This is a genomic window from Streptosporangium sp. NPDC023825 (assembly GCF_040639575.1).
In the GTDB taxonomy this organism is placed as follows: Bacteria; Actinomycetota; Actinomycetes; order Streptosporangiales; family Streptosporangiaceae; genus Streptosporangium.
The window spans coordinates 1-17,380 of record NZ_JBFAAE010000047.1 but is presented as its reverse complement, the minus strand read 5'-3'; the positions used below and the strand labels follow the sequence as shown (position 1 = coordinate 17,380).

Below are 17,380 nucleotides of genomic sequence, written 5' to 3'. Positions count from 1 at the left end.
GATGCACCCACGGGAGACAGTCTGCTGTATTGGGTCCCCTAAATGGCAGACCTATTTTTGTCACCGGAGGTAAGGCCGCGATCATTATCGGATCGAGACCTTATTCGGGTTTGGTGGAATCATCCCGCGGATATTAGAGCAAATTACGCCGTCAGCTCCCGGCGGCCCGATCCTTGAGCACCCGCCGCTGCTGTTCCAGCGCGACCAGCTCTCCGAACAGCCGGTTGTACTCCTGCTGCTCGTCGACCGGGTTCGTCCGCTCCATCCTCGACTTGAGCCGCTCGATGGCCCGCGCCACCGAGACGAGCTCCAGGGCCGCCAGCATGGCCGAGGCGTAGCGTTCCTCGCTCGCCAGGTCGGCGCGCAGCTCCTCCACGGCGAACCGGGTGACGACCCCGCGCAGGGAGTCCTCGGCCCCGCCGAGCAGCAGGTCGACCCACTCGCGCCCGCCCTGCCCCGCCGTGGCGGTGCCGCCGGAGCCGACGATCAGCCGGTAGAGGGCCGCGTGCTCGGGAAGTGTGAACGCCTCCGCTCCCAGCGCCTCGAAGGCCGGGCCGAGCAGCGCGGGACGCTGCACGGCCAGCCGCAGCACCTCCGCCTCGGTCCGTACGCCGGGGTCGGTGAGGTCGGCGACCTTGCGCGGGCCGGCGGGGCGCTGCTGGGCGCGCGGCTGGGCCGCCGCGGAGACCTCGGCGATCCGGTCGAGGACGAACTGCTCGTTGTTGAAGCCCAGCCACCGGTCGAGGTCGACGGCGTACAGCCGGCGCAGGGAGGTGTCCTTGATGCCGGCCACGATCGGGGCGGCGGCGTCGAGGGCGGAGAGCCGCCCCTCGTTGGTGCTCGCGTCGTAGCGGGAGATCACGCTGCGGATGGCGAACGCGAACAGCGGCTCCCGCCCGGCGATCAGGTCGCGCACGGCCGCCTCGCCGTGCCTGATGCGCAGGTCGCACGGGTCGAGGCCGTCGGCCTGCACCGCGACGAAGGTCTGGGTGACGAACTTCTGCTCGTCGGCGAAGGCGCGCAGGGCCGCCTTCTGGCCCGCCGCGTCGCCGTCGAAGGTGAAGATCACCTCGCCGCGCGACCCCGACTGGTCGAGCAGCAGCCGCCGGAGCACCTTGATGTGCTCCTCGCCGAACGCGGTGCCGCAGGTGGCCACCGCCGTCGGCACGCCCGACAGGTGGCAGGCCATCACGTCGGTGTAGCCCTCGACGATCACGGCCTGGGAGCGCTTGGAGATCTCGCGCTTGGCCAGGTCGACGCCGTAGAGGACCTCGCTCTTCTTGTAGAGCGGGCTCTCCGGGGTGTTCAGGTATTTCGGCCCGTCTTCGGCATCGTTCAATTTCCGTGCGCCGAAACCGATGACGTCACCGGTTATGTCGCGGATGGGCCAGACCAGCCGTCCCCTGAAGCGGTCGATGGGGCCGCGCCGCCCCTCCTTGGCCAGCCCGCCCTTGATCAGCTCCGCGGTGGTGAAGCCCCGCGCCATCAGGTGCCGCGAGAGGGCCTCCCACTCGGCCGGGGCGTATCCGACGCCGAAGCGCTCGGCGTCGACCCGCTCGAACCCGCGCTCCGACAGGAACCTGCGCCCGATCGCGGCGTCGGGGGCGGACAGCTTCGAGACGTAGAACTCCGCCGCCGCCCGATGGGCCTCGATCAGGCGGATGCGCTCGCCCTGCTCGCGCCCGGGGACGTAGCCGCCCTGCTCGTAGCGGAGCTGGACGCCCGCCCGGTTGGCCAGCCGCTCGACCGCCTCGCCGAACGACAGATGCTCCAGGCGCCGGACGAAGGTGATGACGTCACCGCCCTCGGCGCAGCCGAAGCAGTACCAGTAACCCCGGGTGGGGGTCACGTTGAAGGACGGGCTCTTCTCCTCATGGAAGGGGCAGAGCCCTTTCAGGTTGCCGCCGCCCGCGTTGCGGAGCTGGATGTGCTCGCCCACGATGTCGGCGATCGGTGAGCGCTCCCGTACGAGCGCGATGTCCTCATCACTGATCCGGCCTGCCACGCCGCGAGTCTAGTCCGGCCCTCCGACAGGTCGGGGCGACGAGTGCGCCCGCCCTCGCCGCGATCTTCCGGCAGGCCGGGACGCTACTGCCGGGACGGGAGGGACAGGAGGAACGATGACTTTCCCGAAGTGGTCGTGACCAACCAGGACGTCGGTTACAAAGGTAAAGGCGGATTCTCGATAATGTACGCGGGTGGAGATCATGCGATCGGGGCATATAGCACGATTGGCCGCTGTGACCGGTGCGGTGCTCGTCACCGGAGCCTGCGCGTCGCCCGGCGGGGTGGCGGGCATCGGCACGGCGGTTCCGACCCCCGGGACGGAGTCCGCGGCCGGTTCACCGGCCTCGTCGGTCACCGCGACCATGCCCGAGGCGACCCCGACCCCCGCCCCCCGGACCGCGGTCGACCGCCCCAAGGCCGACCCCCCGGTGCGGGTCCCGCCGCCCAAGGTCTCCAAGCACACCTACGTCTTCCCGGTGAAGGGCTGCTCGGTCACCTACGAGAGCAGGCTCCTGGTGCTGCCCAAGACCACGATCTGGGCCGGCAAGGGCTGCTCGTTCGTCTCACCGGTGAACGGCGTGGTCGACGAGGTCAACACCAAGAACCGGTGGAAGCCCTCCACCGACCGCGGCGCCGACCGGGAGGGCCGGTTCGTCACGGTCATCGGCGACGACGGCGTGCGCTACCTCGGCGGCCACCTGGACAAGGTCGCCTTGGGGATCAGGCCGGGACTGCGTGTCAGCGCCGGTCAGGTCCTGGGCCAGGTCGGCAACTCGGGCAACGCCCGCTCGACCGCCAGCAACCTCTACTTCGCGATCTCCTGGAAGACCTCCCCCTCGATGTGGTGGGTGCGCCGGGGCATGGTCAAGCCCTGGAACTACCTGGACGCCTGGCTGAAGGGCAACCCCACGCTCTCCCCCAGGGAGGAGATGCAGGCCGTGATGAACCAGACCGGCGCGGCTCCCCGGTGCTTCACCCTGTGCGCGTCGAAACCGGAGCCGACGAAGAAGCCGACCAGGAAGCCGGAGCCGGAGCCGGAGCCGAAGCAGAGCCTGTTGGGCGGCACCGGCGCGCCGGCCTAGGGAACGTGACACGGCGGCCCGCGACGGGCTCGTCCACGACGCCACCCGGGGACTTCAGGGACCTCAGGGACCTCAGGGACAGAGCACCGGGCCCCGGGGACAGGAGGCGCCGGGCCGGCCCCGGGAACGTGACACGGCCCGGTCAGCGGGCCGTCAGGGCGCGGTGCCAGGCGACGGCGGAGGTGTCGGTGAGCGAGGCGATCTGGTCGACGACCACGCGGAGCCGGCCCGCGTCGCCGCCGGCTCTGACGAAGGCGGGCCTGAACGCGGGCTCCAGGGTGCCGGGTGCGCCCAGCATGATGTGGTGGGCCAGGTCGTGGATCAGCTCGCGCTGCCTGGCCTGGTTGGCGTTGTGCGCGTCGCTGGCCATCACGTAGTGGGCCGTGACCCCCTTGAGCAGCGCGCACTCCAGCCGGGTGGCCCTGGGCACGATCAGGTCGGCGCTGTAGCGCCCGGCCGCCGGTCCGTACACCTCTCGGGTGGCGACCTCCGCGGACTTGCAGAAGTGGCCGATGAGCGAGCTGGTCAGCCCCTTGATCGCGGCGAGGTCGGCGAGTGAGCGGTCGAAGTGGCGGGGCCAGAGCGGCTGGGTGATCAGGCGTCCGAAGAGGTCCTCCAGCTCGCCGGGCTCGGCGTCGGGGGCGTACCACTCGCGGGTGGTCGCGCAGACCTCGCGGCGCTCGGCGGGGTCGCGCATCGCCTCCAGGACCACGCCGCCGGAGTGCAGCGCGTCCTCCAGGTCGTGTACGGAGTAGGCGACGTCGTCGGCCCAGTCCATGATCTGGGCCTCGAAGCTGACCTGCCCCTCCGGCGCGCCCTCCCGAATCCACTCGAAGACCGTCATGTCGTCGTCGTAGACGCAGTACTTGGCGCCTCTCTCGCGGGTCCACGGGTATTTGACGGCGGCGTCCAGGGAGGCGCGGGTGAGGTTGAGCCCGGCGCTGCGGCCGTCCTCGGTGACGACCTTGGCCTCCAGCCGGGTCAGCAGGCGCAGGCTCTGCGCGTTGCCCTCGAAGCCGCCGCACCCGGCGGCGAGCTCGTTGAGCGCCGTCTCCCCGTTGTGGCCGAACGGCGGGTGGCCGAGGTCGTGGGCCAGGCAGGCGGTCTCCACCAGATCGGGGTTGCGTCCGAGGGTCTCCCCCATCTCCCGGCCGATCTGCGCGCACTCCAGGGAGTGGGTCAGGCGGGTGCGGGGGATGTGCTGGCCGTTGCCGAAGGTCTCCCCCGGGCCGACGACCTGGGTCTTGGCGGCGAGCCGGCGGAGCCCTGCGCTGTGCAGCACCCGTGCCCGATCGCGCTCGAACGGGCTGCGGCCGGGGTTGCCGGGCGGTTCCGGCACCCACCTGGCCTGATCGTGTTCGTCATAGCCATGCATAAGTGCACTGATTTTATCCGCGAAAGGGCCCTGCCATGCCGAACGACGAGAAAACACCTGGTCACCGGGAATGTGCCGCCGTTCCCCACCTGTACCAGCGGCCCGTCAGGGAAGGCCCGCCACGAGCGCGACCGCGCGGGCGTGGCGCGTACCGGGCCCGCGGCCGCCCCGGTGAGGGTGGGGCGGGCCGCGGGGACCGGCTCCGCGGGGCGTCGTCTCCGGTGGTGCCGGAGCGCCCCCGCGAAGTGGGCGGGGTCAGCGGGTGTCGGAACCGCCGCACACCAGGGTGGCGCGGGCGGCCTCCAGCCGGGCGACCGGGACACGGAACGGCGAGCAGGACACGTAGTCGAGACCGGCCTGGTGACAGAAGTGGATCGAGTCCGGGTCGCCGCCGTGCTCGCCGCAGATGCCCAGCTTCAGGTCGGGACGGGTCGCGCGGCCCTGCTCGACGGCGATCTCGACGAGCCTGCCGACGCCGTCGCGGTCCAGGGTCTCGAACGGGGAGACGCCGAAGACGCCGAGCTCCAGATACTTGGCGAAGAAGGCGGCCTCGACGTCGTCGCGGGAGAAGCCCCAGGTCATCTGGGTCAGGTCGTTGGTGCCGAAGGAGAAGAACTGGGCGGCCTCGGCGATCTGCCCGGCGGTCAGCGCCGCGCGGGGCACCTCGATCATCGTGCCGATCAGCGCGTCGACGCCGGTCTCCTCCAGGATCCGCCGCGCCTCGTCCTTGACGTGCTCCAGCTCCTGGACGGCGGCCACCAGCGGAATCATGATCTCCGGACGGCTGCCGGGTACCGCCTTGGCCGCCGCCGCGATCGCCCGGACCTGCATGGCGAACACGCCGGGGATGACCAGGCCGAGCCGGACGCCGCGCAGGCCCAGCATCGGGTTCTCCTCGTGGAGCCGCTTGAGCGCGACCAGGAGCCTGCGGTCCTTCTCCTCCACCGCGTCACCGGCGAGGGCGACCTTCACCGACAGTTCGGTGTAGTCGGGCAGGAACTCGTGCAGCGGCGGGTCGATCAGGCGGATCGTGACGGGCATGCCGTCCATCGCCTGGAAGATCTTCGTGAAGTCCGCCCGCTGCAGCGGCTCCAGCGCGGCCAGCGCCCGCTCGCGCTCCTCGGCGGAGGTGGCCAGCACCAGGTCCTCCACCAGGCTGCGGCGGTCGCCGAGGAACATGTGCTCGGTGCGGCACAGCCCGATGCCCTGGGCGCCGAACCTGCGCGCCCTGGCGGAGTCCTCGCCGGTGTCGGCGTTGGCGCGCACGGCCATCCGGCGCACCCCGTCGGCGTGGGACATGATCCGGTGCACGGCGCGGACGAGCTCGTCGTCCCGGTCGCCCGAGCCCTCGAAGTACTCCACGACCGGGGAGGGGACCACGGGCACCTCGCCGAGGTAGACGGCTCCGCTGGTGCCGTCGATGGAGATGACGTCGCCCTCGGAGACCACGAGGCCCGAGGCCGTGGTGAACGCGCGGTCCGCGGCGGAGACCTCCAGCTCCTCGGCGCCGCAGACACAGGTCTTGCCCATGCCCCTGGCGACCACGGCGGCGTGCGAGGTCTTGCCTCCGCGGCTCGTCAGCACGCCCTGGGCGGCGATCATCCCGGCCAGGTCGTCGGGGTTGGTCTCGCGGCGGACCAGGATGACGGCCTCTCCGCTTTCGGCGAGTTCGACGGCCCTGGGCGTGGAGAAGACGGCCTTGCCGACGGCCGCGCCCGGCGAGGCGTTCATCCCCTTGGCGATCACCTTGCCGCCGGCGTCCTCGGCGAACCGGGGGAACATGAGCTGGGCGAGCTGGTCGCCGGTCACCCGGGTCACCGCCTCGTCGAGGTCGATCACGCCCTGGTCGACAAGCTGCACGGCGATGCGGAACGCGGCGCCCGGGGTCCGCTTGCCCACCCGGGTCTGGAGCATCCAGAGCTTGCCGCGCTCGACCGTGAACTCGATGTCGCACAGGTCGCGGTAGTGGTCCTCCAGCGTCTTCATGGTCCGCATGAGCTCGTCGTAGACGGGCTTGTCGATGCCCTCCAGCTCCTGCAGCCGCATGGTGTTGCGGATGCCCGCGACCACGTCCTCGCCCTGGGCGTTCTGCAGGTAGTCGCCGTACACGCCCTGCTGGCCGGTGCCGGGGTCGCGGGTGAAGGCCACCCCGGTGCCGGAGTCCATGCCGCAGTTGCCGAAGACCATCGAGCAGACGCTGACCGCGGTGCCCAGGTCGGCCGGGATGCGCTCCTGGCGGCGGTACAGGACCGCGCGCGGGGCGTTCCACGACGCGAACACGGCCTCCACCGCCATGCGCATCTGCAGGTACGGGTCGGCGGGGAAGTCCTCGCCCGTCCTGGCGCGCACGATCTCCTTGTACGTCGCGACCAGGCGCCTGAAGTCGGCCGCCTCCAGCTCCAGGTCGTCGCGGCCGTCCTTGAGCTCCTCCAGGGCGTTGTCGAAGAGCTCGCCGTCGATGTCCTGGACGGTCTTGCCGAACATCTGGATGAGGCGCCGGTAGGAGTCCCAGGCGAAGCGCTCGTTGCCGCCCGCCTGCTTGGCCAGCCCGTGGACCGAGTCGTCGTTGAGCCCGATGTTGAGGACGGTCTCCATCATGCCGGGCATGGAGAACGCGGCTCCGGAGCGCACGCTCACCAGGAGCGGGTCGTCGGCCTGACCCAGCCGGCGGCCCATCGCGGTCTCCAGGGCGGCCAGGTGCTCGGAGACCTCCTCCTGCATCCCCTCGGGAAGGACCCCGTCCGCGAGGAAGCTCCGGCACGCCTCGGTGGTGATGGTGAAGCCGGGGGGCACCGGCAGCCCGAGGTTGGTCATCTCGGCGAGGTTCGCTCCCTTACCACCGAGCAGGTCCCTGAGATCTTTGTTGCCCTCGGTGAAGTCGTAAACGTACTTCGGCACGGTTGCTCCTTCTGCGACTTCAAACGGCGTCTGGTTCCGCCTCTCTCCGGACTCTACCGACGAACAAGACGATGAAACGGCACTCACTACACGGAACAGCATCATCGCAGCTCAAAGCGGTAGAACCGGTCTAATCCAATTCAAATCCAGATCAAATACGCGAGGATATCGATCACCTCGGAAATTGGTTTACACCAATTGGTATAAACCAATTTCCCGCCTATTCAAACCCGTTCACGGGCGGTTCAGCGAGCGCACCGGACGCAGCACCCGGTCCGAGAGGACCCAGTCGATGCCGAAGCTCGCCAGGAACAGCCCGCCCAGGGTCAGGAACGAGTAGTCGCGCAGGGTCCGCAGGGTGAGCGGGTCGACCGCGTTCTCGACCTCGGCGAGCTCGACGACGGGTGCCTTGCCGACGTGGCGCTCGGTGTCGACGCCGTGGAGCCTGGCCTGCTGGACGGTGCAGGGCCGCTCCTCGGCGCTCCCGGCCACCGCGACGTACAGCAGACGACCAGCGCGGAGAGCAGGAACAGCAGGCTGGAGTGGAGCACGGTCAGCCGGAAGCGGATCGTCTGCGCGAAGGAGAACCTCACACGTCCTCCCGCAGCCGGTAACCCTTGCTGACCACGGTCTCGATCACGGCGTCGGCGCCGAGCTTGCGCCGCAGGTTTCCCACCGTCACCCGCACGGTGTTGGTGAACGGGTCGGTGTGCTCGTCCCAGACGTGCTCCAGGAGTTCCTCGGCGGAGACGACGTGCCCGGGGCGGGTCATCAGGTAGTGCAGGACACCGAACTCCTTGGGGGTCAGCCCCAGCTCGCGCCCGGTCGAGTGGGCCTCCACCCGGGAGGTGTCCAGCCGCAGCGCCCCCACCTGCAGGATCGCGGTGCCGCCGCCCGGCTCCCTGCGGAGCAGCGCGCGGACCCGGGCCAGGAGTTCGGGGAAGGCGAACGGTTTGACCAGGTAGTCGTCGGCGCCCTCGTCCAGCCCTCCGACCCGGTCGTCCAACCGGTCCCGCGCGGTCACCATGATGATCCGCGCGGCCTGGCCCTGGCCGGTCCCGCGCAGCGCCCGGCAGACCTCGAAGCCGTCCCCTCCGGGCAGGTTGAGGTCGAGAAGGACCAGGTCGTAGGAGTTGACCTGGAGCTTCTCCCGCGCCTGGGCCACGTCGCAGGCGACGTCGACCGCGTATCCGGCCCGGACGAGCCCCACGCGCAGGGCGTCGACCAGGTCTTCCTCATCTTCGACAACGAGCAGTCGCATGGTACGAACCTAGGTCGTGCGCGGCCGGAAACGCGGATGCCACCGCCATACCGCGCTTTCGTTCCCTCGCATTCCCTTCCCTCCACTTCCATTCACTCCCCTCCAGTGCCGGACGGCCCGGCCGTCTCTGTTCACGGATCCTCGAGAACCAGAACAGGGAGGTTCCGGCCGCCACGACCGCGCCGAGCAGGGCCACCCCGACGAACCACGGCCAGACCTCCTGCCGCTCGGTCCGTGCCGATGTCGTCGTAGACCGCCCGCAGCTCGCCGATGGCCGTACCGGAAGTCCGTGGTGAGCCGGGCAGTCGTCGACGAGCAGCCGCGGCGGGTCGCGTCGTGGGCGGGTCGCGGGTCGCGTCGTGGGCGGGTCGCGGATCGCGTCGTGGGCGGGTCGCGGATCGCGTCGTGGGCGGGTCGCGGATCGGCGTGGGCCGTACTTCCCGTGAGCGGGAAGACGACCCCGCCGAGGGCCACGCCCCCCCGGAACGGCCTTCCAAGGTGATACGCGCGCCATCGTTCTTCCCTTCGTTGAGCGCACGATCGCCCTGATGTCATCAAAAGCCTCTGAAAACCGCTGTAAGCCTGCTTTTTTTATCTCGTCTTTCGCCCCGGGTCGCCCGGTGGGGGATCGCCGGTGTCCACCGGACCGGAGCTGGGCGGGGAGCCGGAACGGCCGGAGGAGAACCCTGGCGGGGAGCTGTGGGAAGCCGTGGCGGAGAGAGGCCGGGGCCGGGAGAGGCCGGGGCCGGCGGAACCAGAACCAGGAGAAGCCGGGACCGGAACCGGGAGAGGCCGGGACCGGGGCCGGGAAACAGCGACGGCCGGCGACCCCCGGGTATGGGGAGCGCCGGCCGTGACCGGTCGGGCGGGGCGGGCCTCAGTCGTTGAGGTGCTGGCGGAGGTAGGAGTCGACCTGGTCGAGAGCCACCCGCTTCTGGGCCATCGAGTCGCGCTCGCGGATGGTCACCGCCTGGTCGTCGAGCGTGTCGAAGTCGACGGTGATGCAGAACGGCGTGCCGATCTCGTCCTGGCGGCGGTAGCGGCGGCCGATCGCCCCCGCGTCGTCGAACTCCACGTTCCAGCGACGGCGGAGCTGGGCCGCCAGGTCCTTGGCCTTGGGCGACAGGTCGGCGTTGCGCGACAGCGGGAGCACCGCGACCTTGACCGGCGCGAGCCGGTGGTCGAGGCGCATGACCGTGCGCTTCTCCATGACGCCCTTGGCGTTGGGCGCCTCGTCCTCGGTGTAGGCGTCGATCAGGAAGGTGAGTGTGGCCCGGTCGACACCGGCGGCCGGCTCGATCACGTACGGAACGTAGCGCTCACCGGTGTCCTGCTCGAAGAAGCTCAGGTCGGTGCCGGAGGCCTTGCCGTGCGCGGTCAGGTCGAAGTCGGTGCGGTTGGCGATGCCCTCGAGCTCGCCCCACTCGGTGCCGGTGAAGTTGAAGCGGTACTCGATGTCGACGGTCCGCTTGGAGTAGTGGGAGAGCTTGTCCTTCGGGTGCTCGTAGATGCGCAGGTTGTCCTGGTTGATGCCCAGGTCGGTGTACCAGCGGAACCGCTCGTCGATCCAGTACTGGTGCCACTCCTCGTCGCTGCCCGGCTTGACGAAGAACTCCATCTCCATCTGCTCGAACTCGCGGGTGCGGAAGATGAAGTTGCCCGGGGTGATCTCGTTGCGGAACGACTTGCCGATCTGGCCGATGCCGAACGGGATCTTCCTGCGCGCCGACTGCTGCACGTTGAGGTAGTTGATGAAGATGCCCTGGGCGGTCTCGGGACGCAGGTAGGCGAGGCCCGACTCGTCCTCGACCGCGCCGAGGTAGGTCTTCAGCAGGCCGCTGAACTGCTTCGGCGAGGTGAAGGCGCCCTTGGTGCCGCAGTTGGGACAGGTGATGTCGGCCAGGCCGTTAACGGGCTGCTTCCCGTGTTTTTCGGTGTAGGCCTCTTCGAGGTGGTCGGCCCGGTAGCGCTTGTGGCACGACTGGCACTCGGTCAACGGGTCCGTGAAGGTCTCCACGTGGCCGCTGGCCTGCCACACCTCGCGGGCCAGGATCACTGAGGAGTCGAGGCCGACCACGTCGTCACGCCCCTGCACCACGGTCTTCCACCACTGCCGCTTCACGTTGTTCTTGAGCTCCACGCCCAGCGGACCGTAGTCCCACGACGCGCGCAGGCCGCCGTAGATCTCGCTGGAGGGATACACAAGACCGCGCCGCTTGGCGAGGCTGACGATGGTGTCCATGATGTCCGTACGGCGTGCCATAAGGGAGAATCTCCATCCGGCTGGAGGTCGGCGAGGAATTGATTGAGCCTCCAGCTTAGGGGAGACGAACCCCCGGGACGTGCGGATAAACCATGCCGCCCGCCTCGCCCGGGCAAAGCTTCCCAGGGACGACGGCGAGACAAAGGTGGGACGACGGTAAGGCGACGGGCGGGAAGACAGCGGGAAGACGGCGGGGCGACGGGCGGGACGTCAGGGGCGCTCGACGTCCTCGAACGCGCTCGGTTCGTTGATCATGAGGGTCATCAGCGGATACATCGCCATCCGCGCCGCGCCCAGTGCCCTGCGGTAGAACCCCGCGCCCTCCCACTCGCTGACCAGCGCCCACAACTCCGGCTCGTCCACCGACCTCGACACCCGGCCGCGCACGTAACCCGGCTGCCCGGCCAGGGTGTCGACGATCTCGTGGGCCCGGAGCGTGAACTCCTCGGTCTGGCCCGGCGGCACCGAGTAGCGGATGAGAGCAAGCATCCGCCCAGCATGACAGAGCCCGCTCCCGGTCCCCGCCCTGCCGTGCCCCGAGAGGCCATGCCCTGAAGGGGCGTACCCCGAGAGGCCGTGCCCTGAGAGGCCGTGCCCTGAGAGGCCGTGTCCCGAAAGGCCGTGCCCCGAAGGGCTTGGCGCTGTCGCGCCGCGCCGCCCCGCCCGTTCCCGGACGGCAGGCGGCGGGCGGCGGGCGGCGGACGGCGGACGGTCCCGGGCTCCGGGCATGTCGCGGCGGGCGCGGTGGCGTTAGGCTCGGCCTGTGGCCGACAAGCGTCAGGAACGCCCCGCACACCCTCTGGCACAGCCCCGCCCCAGGCAGGGCAAGCGCCCGCTGCCCCCGGGTGAGCAGTTCTTCACGCCGGGGGCGACCGGGCTGCGGCGGAAGGTCGAGAGGCGCAGCGCGGCCCCGCTCGTCTTCCTGTTCCAGCTCCCCCGGTGGATCGCCCCGGTGGCGCTGGTGGTCCTCCTCCTGGCCGGATTCGCGGTGCCGTCCTTCTGGGGCGGCGTCGCCGTGCTTCCGGTGATCGGGTTCGTGGGCTGGCTCGCCTACATGTCGTGGCCGTCCCTGGGAAACGGGGGGCGTCTCCTGCGCGTCGCGCTGCTCACTTTCCTGATCCTGCTCGCCGCCGACCGCTTCGGCGCCTTCTGACGCCACGTCGACACCCTCCCGGTGTCGTGTGGATGGGCGGGACGCCTTCTCAGCGGGACGTGGGCAGAAGGGTGTAGCCGGGGAAGTTTCCCGGCAGGCGCTCGGTATCGGGCCCCTGGGTGACGGCCCGGACGAGCAGCTCGCCGCCGACGAAGGCGCCCCGCCAGGAGGCGCCGAGCCCGCCGAACAGCTCCTCCCTGTCGCCGCGCGAGCGGGGCGCGTTGATCCCCACCTTGAACGCCCGCACCTCCGGGGCCAGCCGCCTGACGGTCTCCTCGTCGTCGCAGGAGACCGTGGCGACCAGCGCGCCGTTGCTGGCGTTCATCGCGGCCAGCAGCTCGGCCTCGGTGTCGACCAGCACGACGGTGTCGACCGGCCCGAAGGGTTCGGCGTGGAAGAGCGGGGACGATCGCGGCGGGCCGAGGATGGCGACGGGCGCCAGATAGGCCGAGGTGTCCTGGCCGGGCAGGAACAGCCCGTCGTCGAGGGAGCCCCGGTATAAGGGGACCCCGCCCTTGGCCACCGCCTCGTCCACCTGGTCGGCGAGCTCCTTGACCTTGGCGTTGGTGATCAGCGGGCCGAAGTCGAGGTCGGGCGGCGGGTCGTCGGGCCCCTGCACGGCCAGCGGGTGGCCGAAGCGCACCGACCGGACCGCCGGCAGGTAGGCGGCCAGGAAATCGTGGAACAGCGAGCGCTGCACCACGAAGCGCGGGTAGGCCGTGCAGCGCTGCTTGGCGTAGTCGAAGCTCTTGCGGATCTGCCCGGTCAGCAGCTCCCAGTTGCCGTACTCCCACACCCCCCAGCAGTTGAGCCCTTCCTGCTCCAGGACGTGCCGGTGGCCGAGGTCGGCGAGCGAGGTGGCCACCTGCCCGCCCGCGTCGCGCCCGCCGACGAAGGAGACGCAGCCCAGTTCCTTGCCGCGCACCAGCGCCGGGGAGAGCTCGGCGCCTCCTCCGCTGACGAGGGTGAACGGCAGCCCCTCCTGGGCGGCGAGCGCGGTCGCGAGGGTGAGGCAGGCGAGCCCGCCGTCGGTGGGCGCCTTGGCGATGACCGCGTTGCCCGCGAGGGCCTGCACGAGCATGGCGTGCATCAGCACGCTCATCGGGTAGTTCCAGCTGGCGATGTTGCTGACCGGGCCGGCCAGGGGGACGCGGCCGGCGACCATCCGGTCGATCTCGCCGACGTACCAGTGCACCCCCTCGATGCACCGGTCGACGTCGGCCGCGGCGAGCTTCCAGGGCTTGCCGATCTCCCAGACCAGCAGCAGGGTCAGCAGGTCACGGTGGGCGGTCATCGCCTCCAGCGCCGCCGTGACGCGGGCCTTGCGCTCGGCGAGCGGCACGTGGCGCCAGAGGCGGTGCTCGTCGAGACCGGCCCGCACCGCGCGCAGGGCGGTGGCCCTGTCGAGGCGGGGCGGCCCGGCGATGGCGGTGCCGTCCACCGGCGAGGCGGCCGGCTCCGGACGTCCGTCGCGCTGCCAGAAGCCGCCCCAGTGGTTGAGCACCCGGTCGTCGTGGAAGGCCTGGGGCGCCGCCGCCACGCACCGGTCGTAGGCGTCGGACCAGGCCGACCCCGGCTTGAGTATGAGTGACATGGGTGGTCTCCTCGGTTGGACCGGCCGATTCAGTCGGACCAGTCGATGGCCAGGGCGAGCTCCTGCTCGGGCAGCGGCTCGAACTCCTTGATCGCGTCGAGTGCGGGGCCCATGGCCGCGTTGGCCTCTCTCTCGACCATGACCTCGACCAGCACCGGGAGCTGCAGGCGGTCCGACTCCGCGCTCGCCCAGGCCAGCGCGTCGCCGATCTCGCCGGGCAGCTCGACGCGCCGGGCCGGGCAGCCGAACGCCTCCATGAGCTTCACGTGGTCGACACCGCCCTCGCCGTAGTGGAGGTCGACGGCGTAGTTCATGTCGTAGGGGATCTCGGCCTGGCGGATCAACCCGAGATACTCGTTGTTGATCATCACGATGACGAACGGGATGCGGTACTGGGCGGCGACCGCGATCTCCTCCATCAGGAACTGGAAGGAGTAGTCGCCCGCCACGGCCACCACCTGCCGCTCCGGGTAGGCGCACTTGACGCCCATCGCGGCGGGCACCTCCCAGCCCAGCGGCCCGGCCTGCCCGCAGACGAGGTAGCGGCGCGGGAGGTAGGTCTTCTGGAACTGCCCCGACCAGATCTGGTAGAGGCCGATCGCGGTGACGAACGTCGTGTCGGGCCCGTAGAAGTCGTTCAGCTCCCGGAAGACCCGCGGCGGCTTGATCGGCACGTCGTCGAAGTCGTCGCGCCGCAGCAGCGTGCCGCGCAGCTCGGTGACCCGCGCGGGCCACCGTCCGGGACTGCGGGCCTCGGTACGGTGACCCGCCTCCTTCGCCAGGGCAGCCAGCGTGGGCCGGGCGTGGCCGACCACGCCCAGGTCGGGCTCGAAGACCTTGCCGATCTGGGTGGGCTCGATGTCGACGTGGATGAACTTGCGCCCCCGGCGGTAGGTGTCGAGGTCGCCGGTGTGCCGGTCGCCGAACCTGGCGCCCACCGCCAGCACCAGGTCGCTCTCCAGCAGCGCCGCGTTGCCCCAGCGCGTCTGGGTCTGGATGCCCGCCATGCCGGCGAACAGGGGGTGGTCCTCGGGGAAGGCCCCCTTGCCCATCAGCGTCACCTGGACGGGAACCTGCAGGTGCTCGGCGAGCGCGCGCAGCTCGGCGGCGGCGTCGGCGATGACCACCCCGCCGCCGGCCAGGATGAGGGGCCGCCGGGCGCCCATGAGCATGTCGATCGCCGCCCGGACCGCCGGGGCCGTGGGCTTCGGGACATCGACGGGGAGCGGGGTGTCGATCTCCGCGTCGTACAGGCAGGTGCCGCGCTGCACGTCGATCGGCAGGTCGATCAGGACGGGGCCCGGCCGGCCGGACCTGGCGATCCTGAAGGCCTCCCTGAACACCCACGGGGCCTGGGCCGGCTCTTTCAGCTGGACCGCCCACTTGGTGACGGGCTTGGCGATCTCCACGATGTCGACCGCCTGGAACGCCTCCTGGTGAAGCTTGTCGCGCGCCGCCTGCCCGGTGATGCAGATCATGGGGATGGAGTCGGCGAGGGCGGTGTAGAGGCCGGTGATCATGTTGGTGCCGGCCGGGCCCGAGGTGCCGATGCAGACGCCGACGTTGCCGGTGACCCGGGCCCAGCCGTCGGCGGCGTGCGTGCCGCCCTCCTCGTGGCGGACGGTGACGTTGCGTATGTCGCTGTGCTGGAGCGCCGCGTAGAGCGGGAGGATCGCCGCGCCCGGGATGCCGAAGACGGTGTCGACGCCTTCGGACTCCAGGACGGCCACCACGGCCTCCATGCAGGGAATCCGCTTCACTGGTTGATCCTTTCGATCACCTTGAGCAGGGCGGAGTGGTCGAGGGAGCCGTGCCCCTGGGCACGGGCCGCGGCGACGAGCTGGGCGACCAGCCCGGTGAGCGGGAGCGAGACGCCCGCCTCCCGCGCCGCGGCGATGGCGATGCCCATGTCCTTGTGGTGCAGGTCGATCCGGAACCCCGGTGCGAACTCGCGCCTGATCATGGAGTGCCGCTTGAGGTCGAGGATGCGGGAGCCCGCCAGCCCGCCGGCCAGGACGTCGAGCCCGCCGGCGGGGTCGACCCCCGAGGCTTCGAGCAGCACGATCGCCTCGGCGACCAGGCCGTAGATGCCACCGACGACGAGCTGGTTGGCGGCCTTCACGGTCTGTCCCGCCCCGGCGGGACCCACGTGCACGATCGTCGTGCCGACGACCGCCAGGAGCGGGCGTACGGCCGCGAAGTCGGCGGCGGCGCCACCGACCATGATCGAGAGGGTGCCGTCGACCGCGCCGCGCTCGCCGCCGCTCACCGGGGCGTCCAGTGCCCTGATGCCCTTGACGGCCGCGGCCTGCGCGACCCTGCGGGAGGTCTCGGGCCGCACGGTGCTCATGTCGATGTGGATCAGACCCCGCCTGCCCTGCTGGAGCAGCCCGTCGTCGCCGAAGGCCACCTCCTCCACCTGGGGCGAGTCGGGCAACATGGTGATCACGACCTCGGCCTGCGCGACGGCCTCCGCCACGCTGCCCGCGGACTTGCCGCCGGCCACGGCGAGGGCGTCCATCCGCTCAGAGCTCATGTCGTAGCCGACGACGGTGTGCCCGGCCCTGACCAGGTTCGCCGCCATCGGACTGCCCATGATCCCCAGGCCGATGAATCCGATGTTCATGAGCGGCTCACCGCTCCTCCCTCGCTCAGCGTTCATCGAATACCTCCAAGGTGGAGATCCCGGGCCTCGGCCCGGGGGTGGGGGCGCGGCCGGTCACCGCGCGCGATCCGGTGGTGTGCCGTGTGCGGCCCGTGCGGGAGGTCACGCGTCCCTCCAGCCGAAGCTCTCGGCGCTGGGGCCGGTGGGGCGGTACTCGAGCCCGACGTGGCCCCGGTATCCCGAGGTCTCCAGGCGCTCGAGGATCCGGTCGTACGGCATGGCGCCGGAGCCCGGCTGCCCCCGGCCGGGGGCGTCGGCGATCTGGACGTGGCCGAACCGGTGGACGCTCGTGTCGATGAGGGTGAGCACGTCCTCGCCCATCCGGTGCAGGTGGTAGAGGTCGGCGAGGAAGGCCACGTTGCCCGCGTCCACCTGGTCGATCACCTCGAAGGCCGCGTCCGAGGAGGTGATCGGGTAGTCGGGGCTCTCGTAGGAGTTGAGCGCCTCGACCACGACCGTGGCGCCGACCCCGGCCGCCGCCCTCGCCGCCAGGGACAGGTTGGACAGCGCCAGCTCGCGCTGGGCCTGCGGGGGCAGCCCCGCCACGCTGTTGCCGTAGAGGGCGTTGAGCACCCGGCAGCCGAGCGTTCCGGCCAGGCCCGCCGCGACCTCGACGTTGGCCTGGAACCTGGCCGAGCCGTCGGGCCGCGACAGCAGGCCCCGCTCCCCCGCCGCCATGTCCCCGGCGTCGAAGTTGAGGCCGACCAGGCGCACCCCCGCCTCCTCGATCGCCCGCCGCAGGGCGTCGATCTCGCGGTCGGCCGGGCAGGGGACGGCGAAGGGCCACCAGAGCTCGACCGCGTCGAAGCCCGCCTTGGCCGCGGCGGCGGGGCGCTCCAGCAGCGGCAGCTCGGTGAAGAGGATGGAGAGGTTGACGTCGAACTTCACGACGCCTCTCCCACTCCCAGGGAGACCTTCGCGGGCGGCGCCGACGGCACCGCCGGCCCGGACGGCGCGGCCGGCGTGCCCAGCGCGGCCAGTGCCGACCGCATCAGGCGGGCGGTCTCGCTCGGGGTCCTGCCGACGCGGACGCCGACCTTCTCCAGGGCGTCCTTCTTGGCCTGGGCGGTGCCGGCCGAGCC

General features: G+C 70.9%; 13 protein-coding genes and 1 pseudogene. 2 read left to right on the top strand and 12 right to left on the bottom strand.

The window, feature by feature from the left end; all coding sequences use genetic code 11:
- Window positions 1–151: 151 nt before the first annotated feature.
- Complete coding sequence (gene dnaG / locus AB0G15_RS30965) at window positions 152–2,005, bottom strand: DNA primase (protein WP_362846552.1); 1,854 nt, start codon at window positions 2,003–2,005, stop codon at window positions 152–154.
- 235 nt (window positions 2,006–2,240) lie between these two features.
- Here dnaG and AB0G15_RS30960 point away from each other — a divergent pair, with 235 nt between their 5' ends.
- Window positions 2,241–3,089: a M23 family metallopeptidase gene (locus AB0G15_RS30960; protein ID WP_362846550.1), complete on the top strand. Its 849-nt coding sequence runs from the start codon at window positions 2,241–2,243 to the stop codon at window positions 3,087–3,089.
- Window positions 3,090–3,231: 142 nt separating this feature from the next.
- On the opposite strand, the gene AB0G15_RS30955 is transcribed toward AB0G15_RS30960, so the two are convergent.
- From AB0G15_RS30955 to AB0G15_RS30930, 6 genes are all read right to left on the bottom strand, one after another.
- A complete protein-coding gene (locus AB0G15_RS30955; RefSeq protein ID WP_362846548.1) occupies window positions 3,232–4,464 on the bottom strand; it encodes a deoxyguanosinetriphosphate triphosphohydrolase in 1,233 nt (410 codons plus the stop codon).
- Window positions 4,465–4,719: 255 nt separating this feature from the next.
- Window positions 4,720–7,362, bottom strand: coding sequence for a pyruvate, phosphate dikinase (gene ppdK / locus AB0G15_RS30950; RefSeq protein WP_362846546.1), 2,643 nt, complete (start codon window positions 7,360–7,362; stop codon window positions 4,720–4,722).
- 234 nt (window positions 7,363–7,596) lie between these two features.
- Window positions 7,597–7,854: a hypothetical protein gene (locus AB0G15_RS30945; RefSeq protein WP_362846544.1), complete on the bottom strand. Its 258-nt coding sequence runs from the start codon at window positions 7,852–7,854 to the stop codon at window positions 7,597–7,599.
- A 97-nt stretch (window positions 7,855–7,951) separates the two neighbouring features.
- Window positions 7,952–8,623 carry a response regulator transcription factor gene (locus tag AB0G15_RS30940; RefSeq protein WP_362846542.1) on the bottom strand — a complete coding sequence of 224 codons (672 nt, stop codon included), beginning with the start codon at window positions 8,621–8,623 and terminating at the stop codon, window positions 7,952–7,954.
- Between the two features lie 877 nt (window positions 8,624–9,500).
- Complete coding sequence (locus AB0G15_RS30935; RefSeq protein ID WP_362846540.1) at window positions 9,501–10,886, bottom strand: glycine--tRNA ligase; 1,386 nt, start codon at window positions 10,884–10,886, stop codon at window positions 9,501–9,503.
- 210 nt (window positions 10,887–11,096) lie between these two features.
- Entirely contained in the window at window positions 11,097–11,375 is a 279-nt protein-coding gene (locus AB0G15_RS30930) for an antibiotic biosynthesis monooxygenase family protein (protein ID WP_344748919.1), read from the bottom strand.
- A gap of 274 nt (window positions 11,376–11,649) precedes the next feature.
- On the opposite strand from AB0G15_RS30930, the gene AB0G15_RS30925 reads away from it, so the two are divergent.
- Complete coding sequence (locus AB0G15_RS30925) at window positions 11,650–12,039, top strand: DUF6703 family protein (protein ID WP_362846538.1); 390 nt, start codon at window positions 11,650–11,652, stop codon at window positions 12,037–12,039.
- A 49-nt stretch (window positions 12,040–12,088) separates the two neighbouring features.
- Here AB0G15_RS30925 and AB0G15_RS30920 read toward each other — a convergent pair whose 3' ends face one another.
- The 5 genes and pseudogenes from AB0G15_RS30920 to AB0G15_RS30900 form a co-directional block, all read right to left on the bottom strand.
- Window positions 12,089–13,633: an aldehyde dehydrogenase family protein gene (locus tag AB0G15_RS30920; protein ID WP_362846536.1), complete on the bottom strand. Its 1,545-nt coding sequence runs from the start codon at window positions 13,631–13,633 to the stop codon at window positions 12,089–12,091.
- A gap of 29 nt (window positions 13,634–13,662) precedes the next feature.
- Entirely contained in the window at window positions 13,663–15,393 is a 1,731-nt protein-coding gene (gcl, locus tag AB0G15_RS30915; protein ID WP_362846534.1) for a glyoxylate carboligase, read from the bottom strand.
- The gene (locus AB0G15_RS30910; RefSeq protein WP_362846532.1) at window positions 15,390–16,259 is read right to left on the bottom strand and encodes a 2-hydroxy-3-oxopropionate reductase; all 870 of its coding nucleotides are present in this window, start codon (window positions 16,257–16,259) and stop codon (window positions 15,390–15,392) included. The genes gcl and AB0G15_RS30910 overlap by 4 nt, the downstream gene beginning before the upstream one ends.
- A 141-nt stretch (window positions 16,260–16,400) precedes the next feature.
- Window positions 16,401–17,186, bottom strand: coding sequence for a TIM barrel protein (locus tag AB0G15_RS30905; RefSeq protein ID WP_362677203.1), 786 nt, complete (start codon window positions 17,184–17,186; stop codon window positions 16,401–16,403).
- Window positions 17,183–17,380: pseudogene (locus AB0G15_RS30900) on the bottom strand (hypothetical protein); the annotation flags it as partial. The pseudogene AB0G15_RS30900 and the gene AB0G15_RS30905, both read right to left, overlap by 4 nt.

What these genes read in the sequence shown, in the direction of transcription:
- AB0G15_RS30920 (WP_362846536.1), bottom strand. Translation starts at nt 13,633, where the DNA reads ATGTCACTCATACTCAAGCCGGGGTCGGCCTGGTCCGACGCCTACGAC.
- AB0G15_RS30955 (WP_362846548.1), bottom strand. Translation starts at nt 4,464, where the DNA reads ATGCATGGCTATGACGAACACGATCAGGCCAGGTGGGTGCCGGAACCG.
- AB0G15_RS30930 (WP_344748919.1), bottom strand. Translation starts at nt 11,375, where the DNA reads ATGCTTGCTCTCATCCGCTACTCGGTGCCGCCGGGCCAGACCGAGGAG.
- AB0G15_RS30910 (WP_362846532.1), bottom strand. Translation starts at nt 16,259, where the DNA reads ATGAACATCGGATTCATCGGCCTGGGGATCATGGGCAGTCCGATGGCG.
- AB0G15_RS30935 (WP_362846540.1), bottom strand. Translation starts at nt 10,886, where the DNA reads ATGGCACGCCGTACGGACATCATGGACACCATCGTCAGCCTCGCCAAG.
- AB0G15_RS30940 (WP_362846542.1), bottom strand. Translation starts at nt 8,623, where the DNA reads ATGCGACTGCTCGTTGTCGAAGATGAGGAAGACCTGGTCGACGCCCTG.